The 16,042-nt window shown below is 41.6% G+C and carries 14 protein-coding genes; 12 read left to right on the top strand and 2 right to left on the bottom strand.

Annotated features, from left to right (window positions below; all coding sequences use genetic code 11):
• Positions 1–19: 19 nt before the first annotated feature.
• The 12 genes from LCM11_RS20530 (at position 20) to LCM11_RS18480 (ending at position 13,301) form a co-directional block, all read left to right on the top strand.
• Positions 20–1,375, top strand: coding sequence for a polysaccharide biosynthesis tyrosine autokinase (locus tag LCM11_RS20530; RefSeq protein WP_224895759.1), 1,356 nt, complete (start codon positions 20–22; stop codon positions 1,373–1,375).
• 27 nt (positions 1,376–1,402) lie between these two features.
• Positions 1,403–2,593, top strand: coding sequence for a hypothetical protein (locus LCM11_RS18530; protein ID WP_224895758.1), 1,191 nt, complete (start codon positions 1,403–1,405; stop codon positions 2,591–2,593).
• Complete coding sequence (locus LCM11_RS18525; RefSeq protein ID WP_224895757.1) at positions 2,580–3,842, top strand: lipopolysaccharide biosynthesis protein; 1,263 nt, start codon at positions 2,580–2,582, stop codon at positions 3,840–3,842. Before LCM11_RS18530 ends, LCM11_RS18525 begins: the two co-directional genes overlap by 14 nt.
• Positions 3,835–4,950, top strand: coding sequence for an alpha-2,8-polysialyltransferase family protein (locus tag LCM11_RS18520; protein ID WP_224895756.1), 1,116 nt, complete (start codon positions 3,835–3,837; stop codon positions 4,948–4,950). The genes LCM11_RS18525 and LCM11_RS18520 overlap by 8 nt, the downstream gene beginning before the upstream one ends.
• 142 nt (positions 4,951–5,092) lie before the next feature.
• The gene (locus tag LCM11_RS18515) at positions 5,093–6,145 is read left to right on the top strand and encodes a nucleotidyltransferase family protein (protein ID WP_224895755.1); all 1,053 of its coding nucleotides are present in this window, start codon (positions 5,093–5,095) and stop codon (positions 6,143–6,145) included.
• Positions 6,138–6,830 (top strand): cytidylyltransferase domain-containing protein, encoded by a 693-nt coding sequence (locus tag LCM11_RS18510; RefSeq protein ID WP_224895754.1) that lies wholly within the window; start codon positions 6,138–6,140, stop codon positions 6,828–6,830. The genes LCM11_RS18515 and LCM11_RS18510 overlap by 8 nt, the downstream gene beginning before the upstream one ends.
• A 35-nt stretch (positions 6,831–6,865) precedes the next feature.
• Positions 6,866–8,299 (top strand): nucleotide sugar dehydrogenase, encoded by a 1,434-nt coding sequence (locus LCM11_RS18505; protein WP_224895753.1) that lies wholly within the window; start codon positions 6,866–6,868, stop codon positions 8,297–8,299.
• A complete protein-coding gene (locus LCM11_RS18500) occupies positions 8,296–9,288 on the top strand; it encodes an NAD-dependent epimerase/dehydratase family protein (protein ID WP_224895752.1) in 993 nt (330 codons plus the stop codon). Before LCM11_RS18505 ends, LCM11_RS18500 begins: the two co-directional genes overlap by 4 nt.
• 18 nt (positions 9,289–9,306) lie before the next feature.
• Positions 9,307–10,461, top strand: a complete 1,155-nt coding sequence (gene neuC, locus LCM11_RS18495) for a UDP-N-acetylglucosamine 2-epimerase (protein WP_224895751.1) — start codon at positions 9,307–9,309, stop codon at positions 10,459–10,461.
• Between the two features lie 8 nt (positions 10,462–10,469).
• Complete coding sequence (gene neuB / locus LCM11_RS18490; RefSeq protein WP_224895750.1) at positions 10,470–11,543, top strand: N-acetylneuraminate synthase; 1,074 nt, start codon at positions 10,470–10,472, stop codon at positions 11,541–11,543.
• Positions 11,536–12,504 (top strand): polysaccharide deacetylase family protein, encoded by a 969-nt coding sequence (locus tag LCM11_RS18485; RefSeq protein ID WP_224895749.1) that lies wholly within the window; start codon positions 11,536–11,538, stop codon positions 12,502–12,504. The genes neuB and LCM11_RS18485 overlap by 8 nt, the downstream gene beginning before the upstream one ends.
• Positions 12,501–13,301, top strand: a complete 801-nt coding sequence (locus LCM11_RS18480) for a formyltransferase family protein (RefSeq protein ID WP_224895748.1) — start codon at positions 12,501–12,503, stop codon at positions 13,299–13,301. Before LCM11_RS18485 ends, LCM11_RS18480 begins: the two co-directional genes overlap by 4 nt.
• Before the next feature lie 946 nt (positions 13,302–14,247).
• Here the strand turns inward: LCM11_RS18480 and LCM11_RS18475 are convergent.
• Together LCM11_RS18475 and LCM11_RS18470 are read right to left on the bottom strand one after the other, a co-directional pair.
• Positions 14,248–15,249, bottom strand: coding sequence for a lipid II:glycine glycyltransferase FemX (locus tag LCM11_RS18475; protein ID WP_224895747.1), 1,002 nt, complete (start codon positions 15,247–15,249; stop codon positions 14,248–14,250).
• A gap of 1 nt (position 15,250) precedes the next feature.
• A complete protein-coding gene (locus tag LCM11_RS18470; protein ID WP_224895746.1) occupies positions 15,251–16,018 on the bottom strand; it encodes a GNAT family N-acetyltransferase in 768 nt (255 codons plus the stop codon).
• Positions 16,019–16,042 lie beyond the last annotated feature (24 nt).

Raw genomic sequence — 16,042 nt, 5'->3', positions numbered from 1 at the left:
AGAGAGGGTGCAAAGCAGCGTGCAAAAGGAAGTTATTGATTTAAGGGATTACCTGGATGCCGTCAAAAAGAATTTAAGATTTATTTTACTAGGTACATTTTTGATTACGATGTTCAGTGCTTTTGTTACTTATTTGGTTATGGAGCCCGTTTATGACGCTAAAACTAAATTAATGGTACATGAAATACCTAAAAAAGATGAACAGCTGCAAGTGGCTGACATTGACTCCCTGCTTAAGCTAATTCCTACGTATAGTGAAATAATTGAAAGTCCCGCTGTCGTGGATAAAGCCGCTTCTAAACTGGAAATGAAAAGTGACGAGATTAGCAGTCAAATCCAAGTTACCACTGACCCCGTAACACAGTTAATTACAATTAAAGCGGAGCATAAAGACCCGCGGATAGCCGTGTTACTAGCTAACACAATGGCTGAAATGTCGATAGAAGAGATAAATTCAGTCATGAAATTAGATAACGTATTCGTCTTAAATCGGGCATCTATGAATAAGGAGCCGGTTCGGCCCAATCCATTTTTAAACATTGGGATAGCTCTGATCTTTTCGCTTTTTGCTGGAGTTTTAATCGTGTGTTTAAGCCGCTTCTTTTTTGCTAAATTTAGAAGCTATAACGAAATACAATCAGCACTGGGTGTCCCGATTCTTGGTACCACAACAAAAGTACGGCCTGGAAATTATAATGAGTCTAAATTTGCTAGTGATTATTTGTTTGAACAGACAGCACCAGAGCTGTTTCGAAGGTTGGTTGTCCGCAGTACCCAGCAATCTGAGCAAAAAGAAGGCTATCGAAAACTAAAGACCAACTTATCATTCATGAATCAAACGAAAGATCTTCGGTCCATTGCCGTCACGGGATCAAGACGCAAGGAAGGTACTACACTGACGAGTGGAAATCTGGCTTTACTACTTGCTCACTCAGGGAAGAAGACGGTGTTCGTAGATGGAAATATCCATAATCCTGCTTCTCACGAGATGTTTGCTACGAAAAATATTACTGGATTAACAGCCTTTATGACAGGAAAGAAAAATCTTTCTCAAGTGATTCAGTCTACATTCCATCCCAATCTTGATTTAATCACCGCAGGACGCGACCTGCCTCATACAGCAGACCACTTCACTCTTAATCAAGTGTCTTCGTTTATGAACGATTTAAAAAGAAATTATGATTATGTAATCGTTGATTGTCCTCCCATAGAGGATTCAGCTGATACCATCTTATTTGCGAACCAAACAGACGGGTGTGTCTTCGTAGTCAATTATAAGAATGGTAAGATGAGTCAAATTATCTCCTCGTTTAATCAATTAAAAGAATGCGGGGCAAATATTGCGGGAGTCTTTGTGAACCGTTATAGACATTAATTTAAGCTGAAGGCAGGTGAGGTGGTCTTGAGGGACTTAAGAGATTTAGGTTTTCAGCAGAACATTGACCAATTTAATAGATATTTTTATACGGTTTTATTGTTTGTCTACTTTATGCTTTCCCCATTCTATTTATTCAGCAGCGGACTGCCTCAACTATCTGACTTCACTCTTGTAAGTATGTTTGTTTTCCTTATCTTTTCTAGGCCTTTATTGATCTATCAATCTTACAAACTAATGATGTTTACGGGAGTCTGCTTTGCTGGTTACACCATATTTGTGAACTCATTCTGGTCGTTCTGGCTCTCTGACTACAGTATTCTATACTCTTCTGCTTTTTACGTTTTTAATATCATGACGGTGTTCGTATTTCTGCTTCTATATGAAAAACTGGGTGATTATTTATTTAAAATTGTTTATCTTAGTATTTCTATATCCACAGTGCTTCAATTTTTCCTTTCCTTCTTTTTCACATCGGGTCAATATCGGGAGAGCCTTTTTTACAATAATCCCAATCAGCTGGGATATGCCAGTCTTGCCAGTTTGGGGATCATTCTAATTACCTCCCATGTAATGAACAGGGGGAGACTATGGTTTCTGCTATCTGTCATCAGCTGCTTAGTGTTAATAGCAGCTTCTTTATCAAAGGCCGCTACGATCAGTGGTGGGCTCATGCTGATCACGTGGATTATTTTATCGAGGCGCTGGTCCGTAAAGGTCAATGCCCTCCTAGTGGCCATGGTGATAGGATTTATATTTTTTACCATGCCGGAACTTACTCAAGAAATAGCAGACGTTGAACTCATATCTAATTTAGACGATCGGATGAATGATATCGGAAAAGCCAATGATGATAATCCTGCGAATAGGGGATATGACCGGATCATTAATGATTCGGAATATTTAGTGTTTGGGGCGGGAGAAGGGGCGTACACAAGGTTTGATAGTAAACTTTCGGGATATGAGATCCATTCAACTTTTGGAAACTTATTTTTTTGTTATGGACTGATTGGATTATTGTTATTTTTATTTATCATTGCGCAAAGTATCAGTCGTAAATCATTGGCTCACAGCAGTCCGCTCTTTTTCGTACTGCTTTACGGGATCGCACACAACGGAATTCGGAATACGATATTCTGGGTGTTAATCTCCCTTATTTACCTGAGCTATTATTCGATTGAAAACGCAAAAGAGGCGGCACGAAATGAAAAGGCATGACATTCCATTTTTGCGTGATGCCGCTTTATATACGATAGCAACGATGTTAACCCCTGCTCTTGGATTCATTCTACTTCCGGTCTTTACGAGTCAATTAACCTCAGCTGAATACGGGATTATGACGACTGTTCAAGCATTGGTCGGCATTTTACAGCTGTTTATGGTGCTTTCTTTGCATGGGGCAGTGACACGGCTTTATTACGATTATAAGAACCATTCACAGGATAGAAAAAGGTATCTAGGAACTATCGTCCTGTTTGTGATTTTATTTTCTGTTTTTCTTTCCATTGTTCTCATGTTATCTCAACCTATAATTAGTCCGGTTATATTTTCCTCTATCCCCGCCCGTCCTTTCTACTATTATTTAGTTATCCTATCTTTACTATCTGCTTTAAATTCATTGCCGGCTACGATTTTAAGAGTAAAAGAGAGAGCCGTAGTTTACACGGCTATTCATGTTATAAAGAGCGCGGTAACTCTTCTGCTTACATTGTACTTGTTATTTAATACTTCTCTTGGACCTAGCAGCTACTTATTAGCCATGGCGGGGAGCGGTATAGTGACCTTTGTTATATTCATCTGGTCCATCCGAAAAGATATAAGCGCTTCCTGGTCCTGGCACTATATAAAAATAAGCCTTCTATTCAGCTTGCCGCTGCTTCCTCACGTATTAAGCAATTGGATCATTACTACCTCTGACCGGGTTATCCTGGAGAAATTTATATCGCTTGAAGAGCTCGGAGTTTTCGCCCTCGCTGTCCAGGGAGCAATGGTCCTTCGAATGGTTTATATGAGTGTGAATAGTGCATTTGTTCCTAAGTATAATGATCTTTTGTCCTCCTCGAAGGATGCAGAGGCTAGAAAGCTTACACATATGTTTTTAATCCTCATGATTGGATGCGGTGTGTTTTCCCTCGCTTTAGGGCAACTGTTTTTGTCCTGGGTGACAACTCCGGATTTTGAAGGAGCCTCACAATACTTATGGGCTTTAATCGGGGCGGAAATGATCTTTGGTTTGAACTATCTTCTCACAGCCAGGATTGCTTATCAAAAGATGACAGGAAGGCTTTCCATAAGCAGCAGCACAGCAGCTATTCTAAATATTGGCTTTAATTTTATTTTCATCCCGATGGTAGGGATATGGGGTGCGATTATAGCTACTTATATCGCAGAATTTGCTCGCTCTGTATTGAATATATGGTGGGCTGAAAAATTGCAAAGGGATGAAAGGCGGGTAGGCCGTGGGTGAACCTCAAAAAATCTGTTTCGTTGCCAGTTCTAATTATCAAGTAATGATGGCTTATTTCATACAGATTTACTTAAAGCAGGAATGCTATATTATCTCTTATTCTATCAATGAAAGAGTGAATAAATTGGCAGAGGAACTCTTTACTGCTGAGCGTTCCTTATTGCTTCCGAGAGTAAAAAAAGATTTGAAAAGCCTTTTATGGGACAATAGAAAAATTTTTAGAAAAGCTTCCGATTTCACTCGTAATCTTGCGCCTGAGAAAGTCATTGTTTTTAAAGATAATGATTTTATGAATGCCTGTATCATTGAGGAAAGTGTGAAATCAAAGGCCAAGATTATGATGTTGCAAGAAGGGCTTGGGATCTATACAAAGCATCGGATAAATTTTAAAAGAAAGATGATTCAGTGGGCCTTATCTTTCATTGGTTATCCTAAAATATATAGCGACATGCAAGCCATGCATCCAGCTGTGAAGTGGATAGCCATTAACGATGAGGGTGAATTCCCGGAGTATAAAAAAACAGGGAGAACCATTGTTCCGTTGCCAGCCGGGTTGCCACCTTCCAAATACTTAGCGTCTCTTGCGGATGCTGTGGATATTCGGTTAGACGATGTACCCAGGTATGAAAAAAGTATCTTATTTCTTGGCCAGCCGTTATCAGAGATAAATCTAGTAGATAAAGATATAGAAATTCGCTATTTAGAACGAGTATTTAAGATTATTAAAGAGAACTTCACCTTATTTGTGAAACCTCATCCCAGTGAAGATTTATCAAAATACACGGATTTACAGAATGTCCATGTCTTCAATGAATCTGCTCCTGCAGAATTATTGCCCGCTTTCTTTCCGTTCACAGCTGTTGTCTCTTCTTCATCTTCAGCCGGTGATAACATGGCACTTGCGTTTCAGCTTCCTGCTTTTTATCTCCATCACTTAACAATTAAGAAGCGGCTCGATTATGAAAAGAAAATGAATGGTACCTTTATTTATTCGTATGAACAGTTAAAAACAGAGCTGAGTGTACTTAAGGAAAGAACAGGAGAGCGGAATATCGCAGATGGTGATATTTCTTATCAGCGTTTTGCCTCTCAAATTCTTAACTATTAAAATCAAGTCCTTTTTCACCGCCTATTTTAGTTTAAAAGTCTTGATCTAAGCTATTGTCCATGCCGAAACTCGTTCTCCCGAATACTATGACAATACCCTTCAGGTTTATTGAAGGCAAATAGTAAAGAAGGGAGAGAACGGCGTGTACAAATACAAGAATATGATGATCTCCGCTGACACTTCAATCCACGAAACACTGCAAATTATAGATTCAGAGGCCTATCACATTGCTTTTGTCATCAATCAGCAAAAGCAGTTGATAGGAACCGTAACAGACGGAGACATCCGAAGAGGTATTCTTAGAGGTGTTTCACTTTCGGAATCTGTGGAAAGAGTCATGAATTCGAACCCCGTCATGACCAAAGAAAAAGTAACTGCTGCAAAAGCTCGAGCCATCATGAAAAAATATGGAATAAAGCATTTACCCATCGTGAATGAAAAGCAGGAAATAGTGGATGTAATGGTCGATGGGGAAGATAAACCGACATTAAGAAGTAACTGGGTGGTCATCATGGCGGGAGGATTAGGTACCCGACTGCACCCTCTAACCAAGAATTGTCCTAAACCACTCTTGAAAGTGGGAGAGAAACCATTATTGGAAACAATCATTATGAACTTAATGGATCATGGATTTCATAAATTTTATTTGTCTGTTAACTATAAATCAGAAATGATAGAAGAATATTTTGGAGATGGATCGAAGTGGGGAGCGACTATTCGTTACTTAAAGGAAAAAGAGCGGTTGGGCACAGCAGGTGCTTTAAGCTTGATTCAGGAAAAACCAGAAGATCCTTTACTTGTCATGAACGGTGACATTCTCACAAAGATGAAGGCTGATAAATTACTGGATTACCATACAAAAAACCAGGCTGCTGTAACGATGTGTGTAAGAGAGTACGATATCCAAATTCCGTATGGAGTGTGCCGGATTGATAAGAATCAGTTACTAAGCATTGAAGAAAAACCGATTGAGCGTCATTTCATAAGCGCTGGAATTAACGTAATTAGTCCAGAAGTGTTAAAGAAAATCCCTCAGGACAGATTCTATGATATGCCCACACTGTTTGAAGAAGTGATAGAAGAAAAAAGAGGAGTGTACATTTTCCCTATTCGTGAATATTGGCTCGACATAGGGCGTATAGCTGATTATGAGCGTGCAAATGTAGAATATTATGAGGTGTTTCATAATGATTAAAGGAAAGAAAGTGCTGGGTGTTATTCCGGCTCGTGGCGGATCCAAAGGAGTGATTCGGAAAAACATTCGCAAAATTTCAGGGAAGCCTTTGATTGCCTGGACTATAGAAGAAGCGCAAAAGTCGATCTTTATAGATCGACTTATTGTTTCTAGTGAGGATTGGGGGATTATCCATGTAGCAACTGAATGGGGAGCGGAAGTTCCTTTTGTAAGACCGAGAGAGCTAGCCCTGGATGAGACTCCAGGTATAGCTCCAGTTCTTCATGCTTTAGAGGAAATAGAAGGTTATGATTATATTGTTCTTTTACAGCCGACTTCTCCTCTTAGGAAGGCGGAGGATATCGATCAGTGTCTGATGACCTGCATCAATAACCAGGCCAATGCATGTATAACCGTTGTGGAAACCTCTAAGCATCCAGATTGGATGTATTATCAAAATCAGGACTACTCTCTTACCCCTGTTCTTCCAGGAGACCGAAGTGTTAGAAGGCAAGATCAAAGGCCAGCGTATGCGGTGAACGGAGCCGTTTATGCAGCTAAAGTCGAGTGGCTGAAAAAAACAAAAGATTTCTATAAAGAAGGAGAAACCATTAGCTATGTGATGAGCCAGGAACGCTCTTACGATATTGATACTTATTTAGATTTTACGATCTGTGAATTCTTGTTAAGCGAGAGGAATAAATAAACTGAAATTCGAGAAGCAGGGTGGGAGGTAGTTCCATGCGTAGGTTTGAAAAGGAAGAGTCTTTTTTAAAGCTGGAGAAGGGGAATCGGCCTGTAGTCTGTGTGCAAGGGCTGGGGTTTGTAGGGGCTGCCATGGCTGTGGCTGTTTCAAATGCCAAAGATACTGAGGGAAACAGATTGTATGATGTAATCGGTGTGGATCTTCCCACTGAAGAAGGAAAACGTCGTGCAGATGCTATTACTCAAGGTTTATTGCCCTTCGAGAATAGTGATATCCAGTTAAAAGAAGCGCTGGCTTCTGCCCACAGAGCAGGGAATTTAATAGCGGTAACGAATTCATCTGTCTACACAATGGCGGATGTGATCATTGTAGATGTGAACTTGGATATCAGCTATGAAGGCGGGAAAGCGGATGTGCCTCTAAGTGGGTTCCGCAAAGCTATTCAGACAATCGGTGAGTCGGTGCAGCCGGATACCTTAATTATCGTGGAAACCACCGTGCCTCCTGGAACTTGCGAGAACGTGGTCGTTCCTGAGTTGAATCAAGCCCTGGTTAAGCGAGGGTTACCCAAACATCAGGTCCATGTGTCGCACTCCTATGAACGAGTTATGCCGGGAAAAGATTATTTGGACTCCATCATCAATTATTGGCGTGTTTATGCAGGGGTAACCGAAGAAGCGGGGGATCGCTGCGAAACCTTTCTTTCCTCCATTATCAATACGAAAGACTATCCTATGACTCGCCTCCACTCTACAACAGCATCTGAAACCGCAAAGGTACTGGAGAATAGTTATCGAGCGATGACAATCGCTTTTATGGAAGAATGGGGAAGATTTGCGGAGTCCGTAGATATCGATATGTTTCAAATTATTGAGGCTATACGCATGCGCCCAACGCACTCTAATATGAGGCAGCCGGGGTTTGGTGTAGGGGGATACTGTCTAACGAAAGATCCGCTATTCGCCCAGATTGCCGCGGAAAAATATTATCAGCTTTCTCATATAGATTTTGAGTTTTGTAAGCGGGCTGTGGAAGTCAATCGTAAGATGCCCATGGTCAGCTTTAATAAGCTTTACAACCATTTCAAGCAAGACTTAAAAGGCAAAAAAGTAGCCTTGTTTGGAGTGAGTTATCGGCAGGATGTTGGGGATACTCGTTATTCACCATCAGAACCATTCGTAAAGAAACTTACCGAATCGGAAGCTATAGTGGATTGTTATGACCCGCTGGTTCCAAGGTGGGAGGAGATGAAGATGGACGTACAACAGCAGCTTCCATCTGCTCCATATGATGCGATGGTATTCGCGGTCGGGCATCAGGAGTACCGTCAGATTGATTTCCGCCAATGGTTAAACGGTCGTACGCCCTTAGTTTTAGATGCTAATAACGTCTTAAGTGATGAACAGAGGCTTCAACTGCGCACCATAGGATGCGATGTCATTAGTATTGGCAGGGGGGATAATTTATGAGCAGGGTATTGATTACCGGTGGCGCAGGGTTCATAGGCGGTCATACGGCTGTTTATTTAGCCGACAAAGGCTTTCAAATTGACCTTGTCGATAATATGGCGCGAGGGGTGAGCGATGAATTTATTCAAACGTTAATTCAGCGCCCGAATGTCAGGCTGGTTCAGGCAGATTTACTGAATCCTGATGGTCTCAGTTCTTTAGGTAATGATTATGAGTATATCGTGCATTTCGCTGCTATTTTAGGAGTGGCAGCTGTCTTAAATCGTCCTTATCAAGTGCTGAAGGACAATCTGCTCATGCTGCTTAATCTTATCAGCTTTGCTGAAAAACAATCTGCTCTGAAAAGGGTGCTGTTTGCTTCAACCAGCGAAGTTTATGCAGGAACCCTGGCTCACTTTCAGCTGCCCATCCCTACACCTGAATCTACACCAATTGCTCTTACCGAATTAGCCCATCCCAGAACTTCTTATATGCTCTCAAAACTTTATGGGGAGGCTTTGCTCGAGCAATCAGGACTCCCGTTTACGATTATTCGGCCTCATAATATTTACGGACCGAGGATGGGATTATCTCACGTCATTCCAGAACTACTGAAAAAAGCTCATGAAGCAGCTGACCATAGTGAACTAGAGGTTTTTTCCGTAGATCATAAGCGGACTTTCTGCTACGTGGAGGATGCTGTCCATTTGCTTTGCAAATCGATGCTTAAAAAAGATGGGGAAGGAAAAGTACTCAACATCGGCAATCAAGACCCTGAGATCACCATCCGCACGTTGGCTGAAAAAATAATATCGACGGTTGGAAAGAACCTTACTATTATTTCAAAACCCGCTACAGCTGGGTCACCCGCTCGCAGGTGTCCGGATATAACTGAAGTCATGAATGTGACGGGGTATAAGCCCCTTGTCGGTTTAGAGGAGGGCATCACTCGCACCTATCAATGGTACAAAAAGAATGTATTTTCCGGCGAGGGTCCATCTGCTATTTAACAATAGGGGGCAGCTCAAGTGAAACAGAGGAAAATTTGTATAGTAACGGGTACTAGAGCGGAGTATGGCCTGCTGTACTGGCTGATGAGACTCCTCAAGGAAGATAAGAGCTATATACTGCAAGTGGCCGCAACAGGTATGCATCTTTCTCCCGAGTTTGGGCTGACTTACCAAACCATCGAGGAAGATGGATTTTCAATTGACGAAAAAATTGAGATCCTTCTCTCCAGTGACACCCCTGTGGGGATTGCTAAATCAATGGGGCTTGGAACGATTGGGTTTGCAGAAGCCTTTCAGCGGCTGAAGCCTGACTTAGTGGTTCTACTTGGAGACCGTTTTGAATTGCTCGCTGCGGCGCAGGCTGCTCTCGTTGCACGAATACCAATTGCTCACTTATGCGGGGGTGATACGACTGAAGGAGCCTTTGATGAATCAATCAGACATAGCATTACGAAGATGTCTCACCTTCACTTCGTGACCACTGCTCCTTGTAAACAAAGAGTCGAGCAGATGGGCGAGAATCCGGATTGTATTTTTCAAGTGGGGTACCCGGGTCTCGATTACATTCGTAAAATGCCTAGAATGACAAAGCAAGAACTGGCTGAAGAATTGGATTTCATATTCTACGATAAAAATTTAATGATCACTTTTCATCCTGTTACTTTAGAGAAATCTGCTGCTCGTGCACAGTGCGAGGAATTGTTAAATGCCCTGGACGAATTAGATGAGAAGGAGACAGGCCTGATTTTTACAATGCCTAATGCTGATACAGAGGGGCGGGCAATTATGGAGCAGCTTTTGAAATTCGTTCATAAGAAAAAAAACGCGAAAGTATATACTTCTCTTGGTCAATTAAGGTATCTAAATACACTTCGTCATGTGGATATGGTAGTCGGCAATTCTTCAAGCGGACTCTCGGAAGCTCCTTCTTTTCATATTCCAACTATAAACATAGGGGATAGACAAAAGGGACGGATGCAAGCAGATTCAGTCATTAATTGCTCTCCCGAAAAAGAAGCAATCTTATCTGCAATTCAAAAAGCATTTACTTTGGATTGTTCTCAAGTTGTGAACCCTTATGGTGACGGGTACAGTTCAGAAAAAATAGTCCAGCATTTATCTTCTATAGAAGATTTCACAAGCCTGCTGAAAAAACACTTTTTTGAGAGGTGAATCCATTGTTGTCCTCCTCTACTTATATCATCGCTGAAGCGGGTGTCAATCATAACGGTTCGCTTCAGCTGGCGAAAGACCTGGTTGATGCAGCTACTTATGCGGGAGCAGATGCCGTGAAGTTCCAGACGTTCAACGCAAGCGCCTCGGTAGCTCGGTCGGCCAGGAAAGCTTTGTACCAGAAAGGGCTCACGAGTGAAAAAGAGAGCCATTATGAAATGTCGAAAAGGTTAGAGCTAAGCAGGGAAGACCATGAAACCATTATCGAGCATTGTAAAAGCAGCGGTATTACTTTTCTTTCTTCACCTTTTGATTTAGTCAGTGCTCAAATGCTTCATCGTAACTTTAACCTGGAACCCATTAAGATCCCTTCAGGAGAAATAACTAATGCACCGCTACTATATTATCTGGGTCAGACTAGAAAAGCATTGATTTTATCAACGGGTATGAGCAGTCTTGGTGATATTGAAGCAGCTCTTGGCGTCCTTGCCTACGGGTATTGTAGAGGTAAATCTCCGTCACTCCCAAACTTTCGAGAAGCATATGATTCGACGGAAGGTCTTGGCTGGTTAAAACAATATGTTACCTTACTTCATTGTGTTTCTGAATATCCGGCAGCGTCTGGGGATGTTCATTTACAGGTTATGGATACCCTCCAGCAAGCCTTCCAGCTGCCAGTAGGTTTATCAGATCATACCCTTGGAATTGCTGTTCCTATTGCAGCTGTAGCACGAGGAGCAGCAGTCCTCGAAAAACACTTCACTCTGGATAAAGATATGGAAGGCCCAGATCACAAAGCCTCTTTGGACCCTGAAGAGCTAAAAGAAATGGTAACGAGTATCAGGGAAGTTGAATCCGCTCTTGGAGAGAAGCTAAAAAGGATTACACAGGGGGAACGGGCCAACCGGGAAGTGGTTAGAAAAAGTTTAGTAGCGGCGAAATCAATAAAAAAAGGCGAATTACTTTCTTCTGAAAATTTAGGGTGTAAGCGTCCAGGTACGGGCATCTCACCGCTTCTGTATTGGGAGTATGAAGGGAAAGTCGCAAAGCGGAATTATCAGGAGGATGAGGCCATTGACTAAACCTGGCAGGCAAGAGGGGAATTACTTGGCTTCAATTCCGCATGGGCTTATGTTTCACCACTTTCATAATGATGAGCATGTAAAGGGTCAAGGATCGATATCTGCAGCAACCTTAGCAGATATGATTGATTTTGTAGGATGCAAATATATTCTATCTGCCAGTGATTGGTATGAGCGAGCTGTAGCAGGAAAGTTAGATAAGAACGATCTCTGTATTACATTTGATGATAATTTAAAATGTCAATACGATGTAGCTTATCCTGTGCTAAAAAGCTATGGGATTAAAGCTTTTTGGTTTGTTTATACATCACCATTAGAGGGGGAGCTTGAACGAATTGAGATTTATCGGCATTTTCGTTGTTCTAATTTCGCTTCTGTAAATGACTTTTATCAGGCTTTTCTTAAAGCAGTTCAGACGTCTCCTTATTTGAAAAGGGTGGAGAAAGCATTAAATAATTTTGATCCATCCAAGTATCTAACCGAGTTTCCCTTTTACACAAAAGAGGATAAGATATTTAGATATATACGAGATCGGATTTTGGGTGCGGAGCCTTATCAAGAGATCATGGAACAAATGCTAATAGACTATCAAGTTGATATAGGCCAATTAAAAGGCAAGCTGTGGATGAATGAAGAGCAATTACGTCAGCTGGATTCGGAACATAACATAATTGGTTTACACTCTCACTCTCATCCTACCTATTTAGGCAGACTGCCTGCCACAGAGCAGGAAAAAGAGTATAGAAAGAATGCTTCCGTTCTAAAAAACGTATTAGCCAAGGACCCTGTTACAGTATCGCATCCATGTAATTCCTACAACCAGGATACACTGAGTATATTACACAAGCTAGGAGTGAAAGTGGGCTTTCGAGCTAATATGTACGGTAACCTGAGTAGTCGATACGAATATCCAAGGGAAGATCATGCCAATATTCTTAAGGAAATGGGGAGGGCGACTTGAAGGTAACAGTGTTCACAAGCAATCAGCCTCGCCATATCGCGTTCATTGAGCGGTTGGCTTCCATTTGTGAGGAAGTCTACGTTGTTCAGGAATGCCATTCGGCTTTTCCAGGGAAGGAAGAAGGATTTTATAAAAAGAGCGAAATTATGAAAGAATATTTTTCTTATGTGCTTCAGGCAGAAGCGAAAGTGTTTGGGGAAATTAGATTTTCTCCTCCTAACGTCCGGTCGATTGCCCTGAAAGCCGGGGAGGTCAGCCTGGTGGATTTGACTCATTTGAAAGATGCTCTTCATTCTGATTACTACGTGGTGTTTGGAGCAAGCTTCATTAAAGGGGAACTTTGTGATTGGCTGGTTAGCCAAAAGGCTATTAACATCCATATGGGCATTTCCCCTTATTATCGGGGTAATTCATGCAACTTTTGGGCAATGTATGATGGGCGTCCTGATTTAGTTGGCGCGACGATCCACTTACTTGGAAAAGGGCTGGATTCAGGAGAAATGTTATTTCATGCCTTACCTGGCCGATCCCTGGATTATGACCCTTTTATACTGGGAATGGAAGCCGTAAAGAGCGCACAGTGCGCGCTTATCGATTCGATCCAGTCAGGAACAGTCCATAAAATATCACCTGTAATACAAAATGCACAGAAAGAGATTAAATATACAAGAAATAAAGATTTTACCGATGCAGTGGCTGCGGATTATTTAAGCAATCTTCCTTCACCCGCCTGGGTAAAGAAGAAGATAGAACAGCGTGATCTGTCCATGTTCACAAACCCGGTCATCCAATCATAAAAAAAGAAGTCAGGAACCCCCACTCCTGACTTCTTTTTTAAATTCCATAGTCTTCCTTTATAGGGACGTTTTGTTGAAGACTCAGTTTCGAGATATTTTATGAGAGGAAAGGTCCTGCGGGGGATAATTCGCTTTCCGCGGGCATGTGCTGAGCCTTCTCGAGCTAAAGCTCTCCGGGGTCTCACCGATCATGTTCATACCGTTCTTATCATTTTTTTAGTCTTAATCAAATATCAGAACATAAACGACAAGGAGAGCTATCCAGCTCTAGCACCTAGCGGCTAGTGAGACTTCCCTCACTTCTGTATGATAAGGCAACATCGAATCGCTCCGCTCTTCGTGTTTTCTTTATCTCCGCCAGCTCAGTCCAGTCCATACGCCGCTGACCGAGGTGCTTCCGCTTTTAACCCAGGAGTCTTCATTATCCCCCTCCGGACCTTGCCAGATCAGAAACTCGAAACCACTCTGAATATTACCTGCCTCGTTATCATGATATCAGGGAATTAGTTCCTGCTTTTTGCTTCATTACAATGGAAAACATTGATATAAAGGCGCTTACTGCAAACGAGTTATAAACAAAACCTCTTTTTACAGCAGGTCCGTTTTTCTTCCCATCGTTGGGTTGGTTGGGAAATGATGAGACTCCCGTGGGAGAAGGATCTAGGTGAGACCCCGCAGGGAGTGAAACGACGTAGGAGGCTCATGGAAAAAAGGAGGATCGATTAAATTCGCCACGTCCTGTGGCAACGTCGATCGACCCTACGTCATATAGGGCCACAGGAAAGCGAGTTATTTCCCCACCAACCCTTATCCATCTAACATAACGGACCCATTTATCTCGAAATCAAGTCTTACAGAAAAGGGAGCTTTTCTGAAAGATTTAATTCAGGTTAGGATAGTCTTTTAAGTTGTAATTATAAAAAAATATGATTCGGGAAGAAGCTTTTTAATACCGGTAAGGTGGAAAGAAAGGGGATTGGCTGGAAGTAGAGGTCAATAAATCATTATAGACTTTTGGATTAATGATGTGTTTTCCAATGAAAAAGTTATAATGATTGTTATTTGTGAAAGAAGATTTAAAACGGAAAAGTCCGTCATCTTTACTTGTGCCGCCTCCAAGGTGAAGAATCTCTGCCTGCTCTTTCTGGCAGTATTGAATCATTTCATCAAACAGCAGATTGTTAGCTCGAAGAGAAAGATGTTCAGTCAGGGAAGCCCCCAGGTGATAATGAGCAGCCTTTTTTCCGAGGAGCACGAGCGCACCGGCGATCACGTTATTATTATGTTTGGCAATTAAAAGCCTTGGTTTATAAAGAAGTCTATCTTTCATTTGGTTTTGAAAATAATCATCGGTAAAGAAGAAAGATTGGTCTGCATCGTTACGTTTCATAGTTTCATAATACATTTCTTGAAAGTCTGGAAGATAAGATAGGGTGGAGTCTTCGATAATTTCTACCCCATTTCTTCTCGCTTTGTTGATATTCCGTTTATTGGAGCTGGAATAGCCTTGTTTTATATCTTCATAAGGAAGGTTAAGATCCACGGCAGTTGTCTCTTGGACTAGTTCGATGTCCATGATTTTCGATAAAGCGGCTGAATTAGTGTAAAGAGGATGACATTTAATTTTTTCAGTAACAATTCCCTGGTCTGCACAGAAAGGAGTGAATAGGTGATAGAAATCGATTAAGGTGGAGGGGTCACCCTGAAGAAATGGCCCGCCGTAACCGTATGGAGTGACAATATCCCAGAATTCATCAAACGATCGTTTAATATAAGGATAAAAAATGCGTCCTTTCTCATTTTCGTAGTAAACGGCTTCTCCATATCCTTGATCCTTTGGAGCGAGCAGCTTTACATAATGGGGGTCATAATAGACATCAAGGTTTTCAATCTTCTTTAAATAAGGCTCCCAGTTCTTACAAGATGGTAGGTGCTTGAAAGTAGTCATTCTAGTTCTCCTTTCCATAGGGGAGATCCATTTTCATTCTCAAACTTTCACTTATATAGGGAAGAGCAGAATTACCCTGAAGAGTCGGTGAATGGTTGATGATGATTAATTTTCTATTCCTGTTGATTTTATTGAGGCCTGCCAGTAAATCTGGGTTCAGAAATTTTTCATCATGGTTTATTCTGAAATAATCATCCCCTAATAACAAAACCCCGTACTTTCGGTCTGGAGTTTCAATGAATAGGCGGCCGAATCCGTACATATCCAGGCTTGCCATTGCATCCGGGTAATTATGAATAACAAATTCCCCCTCTTCCTTTTTATCAGGCAAGGGTGTTTGAAACCAGTAGTTTCGCTCTCTCATGATAAAGCCGATTTTCTCGTACCAGCTTAGAGCACGCTTATTCCACTTAAATACATCCAGAGTTATGGTAGAAAGGTTAAACCGGCGAGCCCTCTGAAGACCATCTTCAAATAAAAGCTTCCCTATACCCTTACCCTGAGCGCTGCCTGAAATGTAGATGTTATTTAAATGGAGAGTCTTTTCCATGAACACCCATTCGGCAAATCCTATTAACTGATCTTGATCCAACGCACCAATAAAAATCCTTTCACTATGAGGATAATGAAAGGATAAAAGGTGGAATAAAAATTTTGAATAGCCTTTGCATGAATAAGGAGTAAGAGCATAAATGTCAGGTCTCATTCCATTTTGAAGTAAAAGGTTGACGTTCTGACAGTGGGACTGGTTTAGAACCGCGATTTTCAAGCCAAGAACTCCCTTCTAACGTGA

Source organism: Halobacillus halophilus (genome assembly GCF_020171985.1).
Lineage (GTDB): Bacteria > Bacillota > Bacilli > Bacillales > Halobacillaceae > Halobacillus > Halobacillus halophilus_A.
The sequence above is the reverse complement of the archived record's forward strand: the minus strand, read 5'-3'. Positions and strand labels throughout refer to the sequence as shown.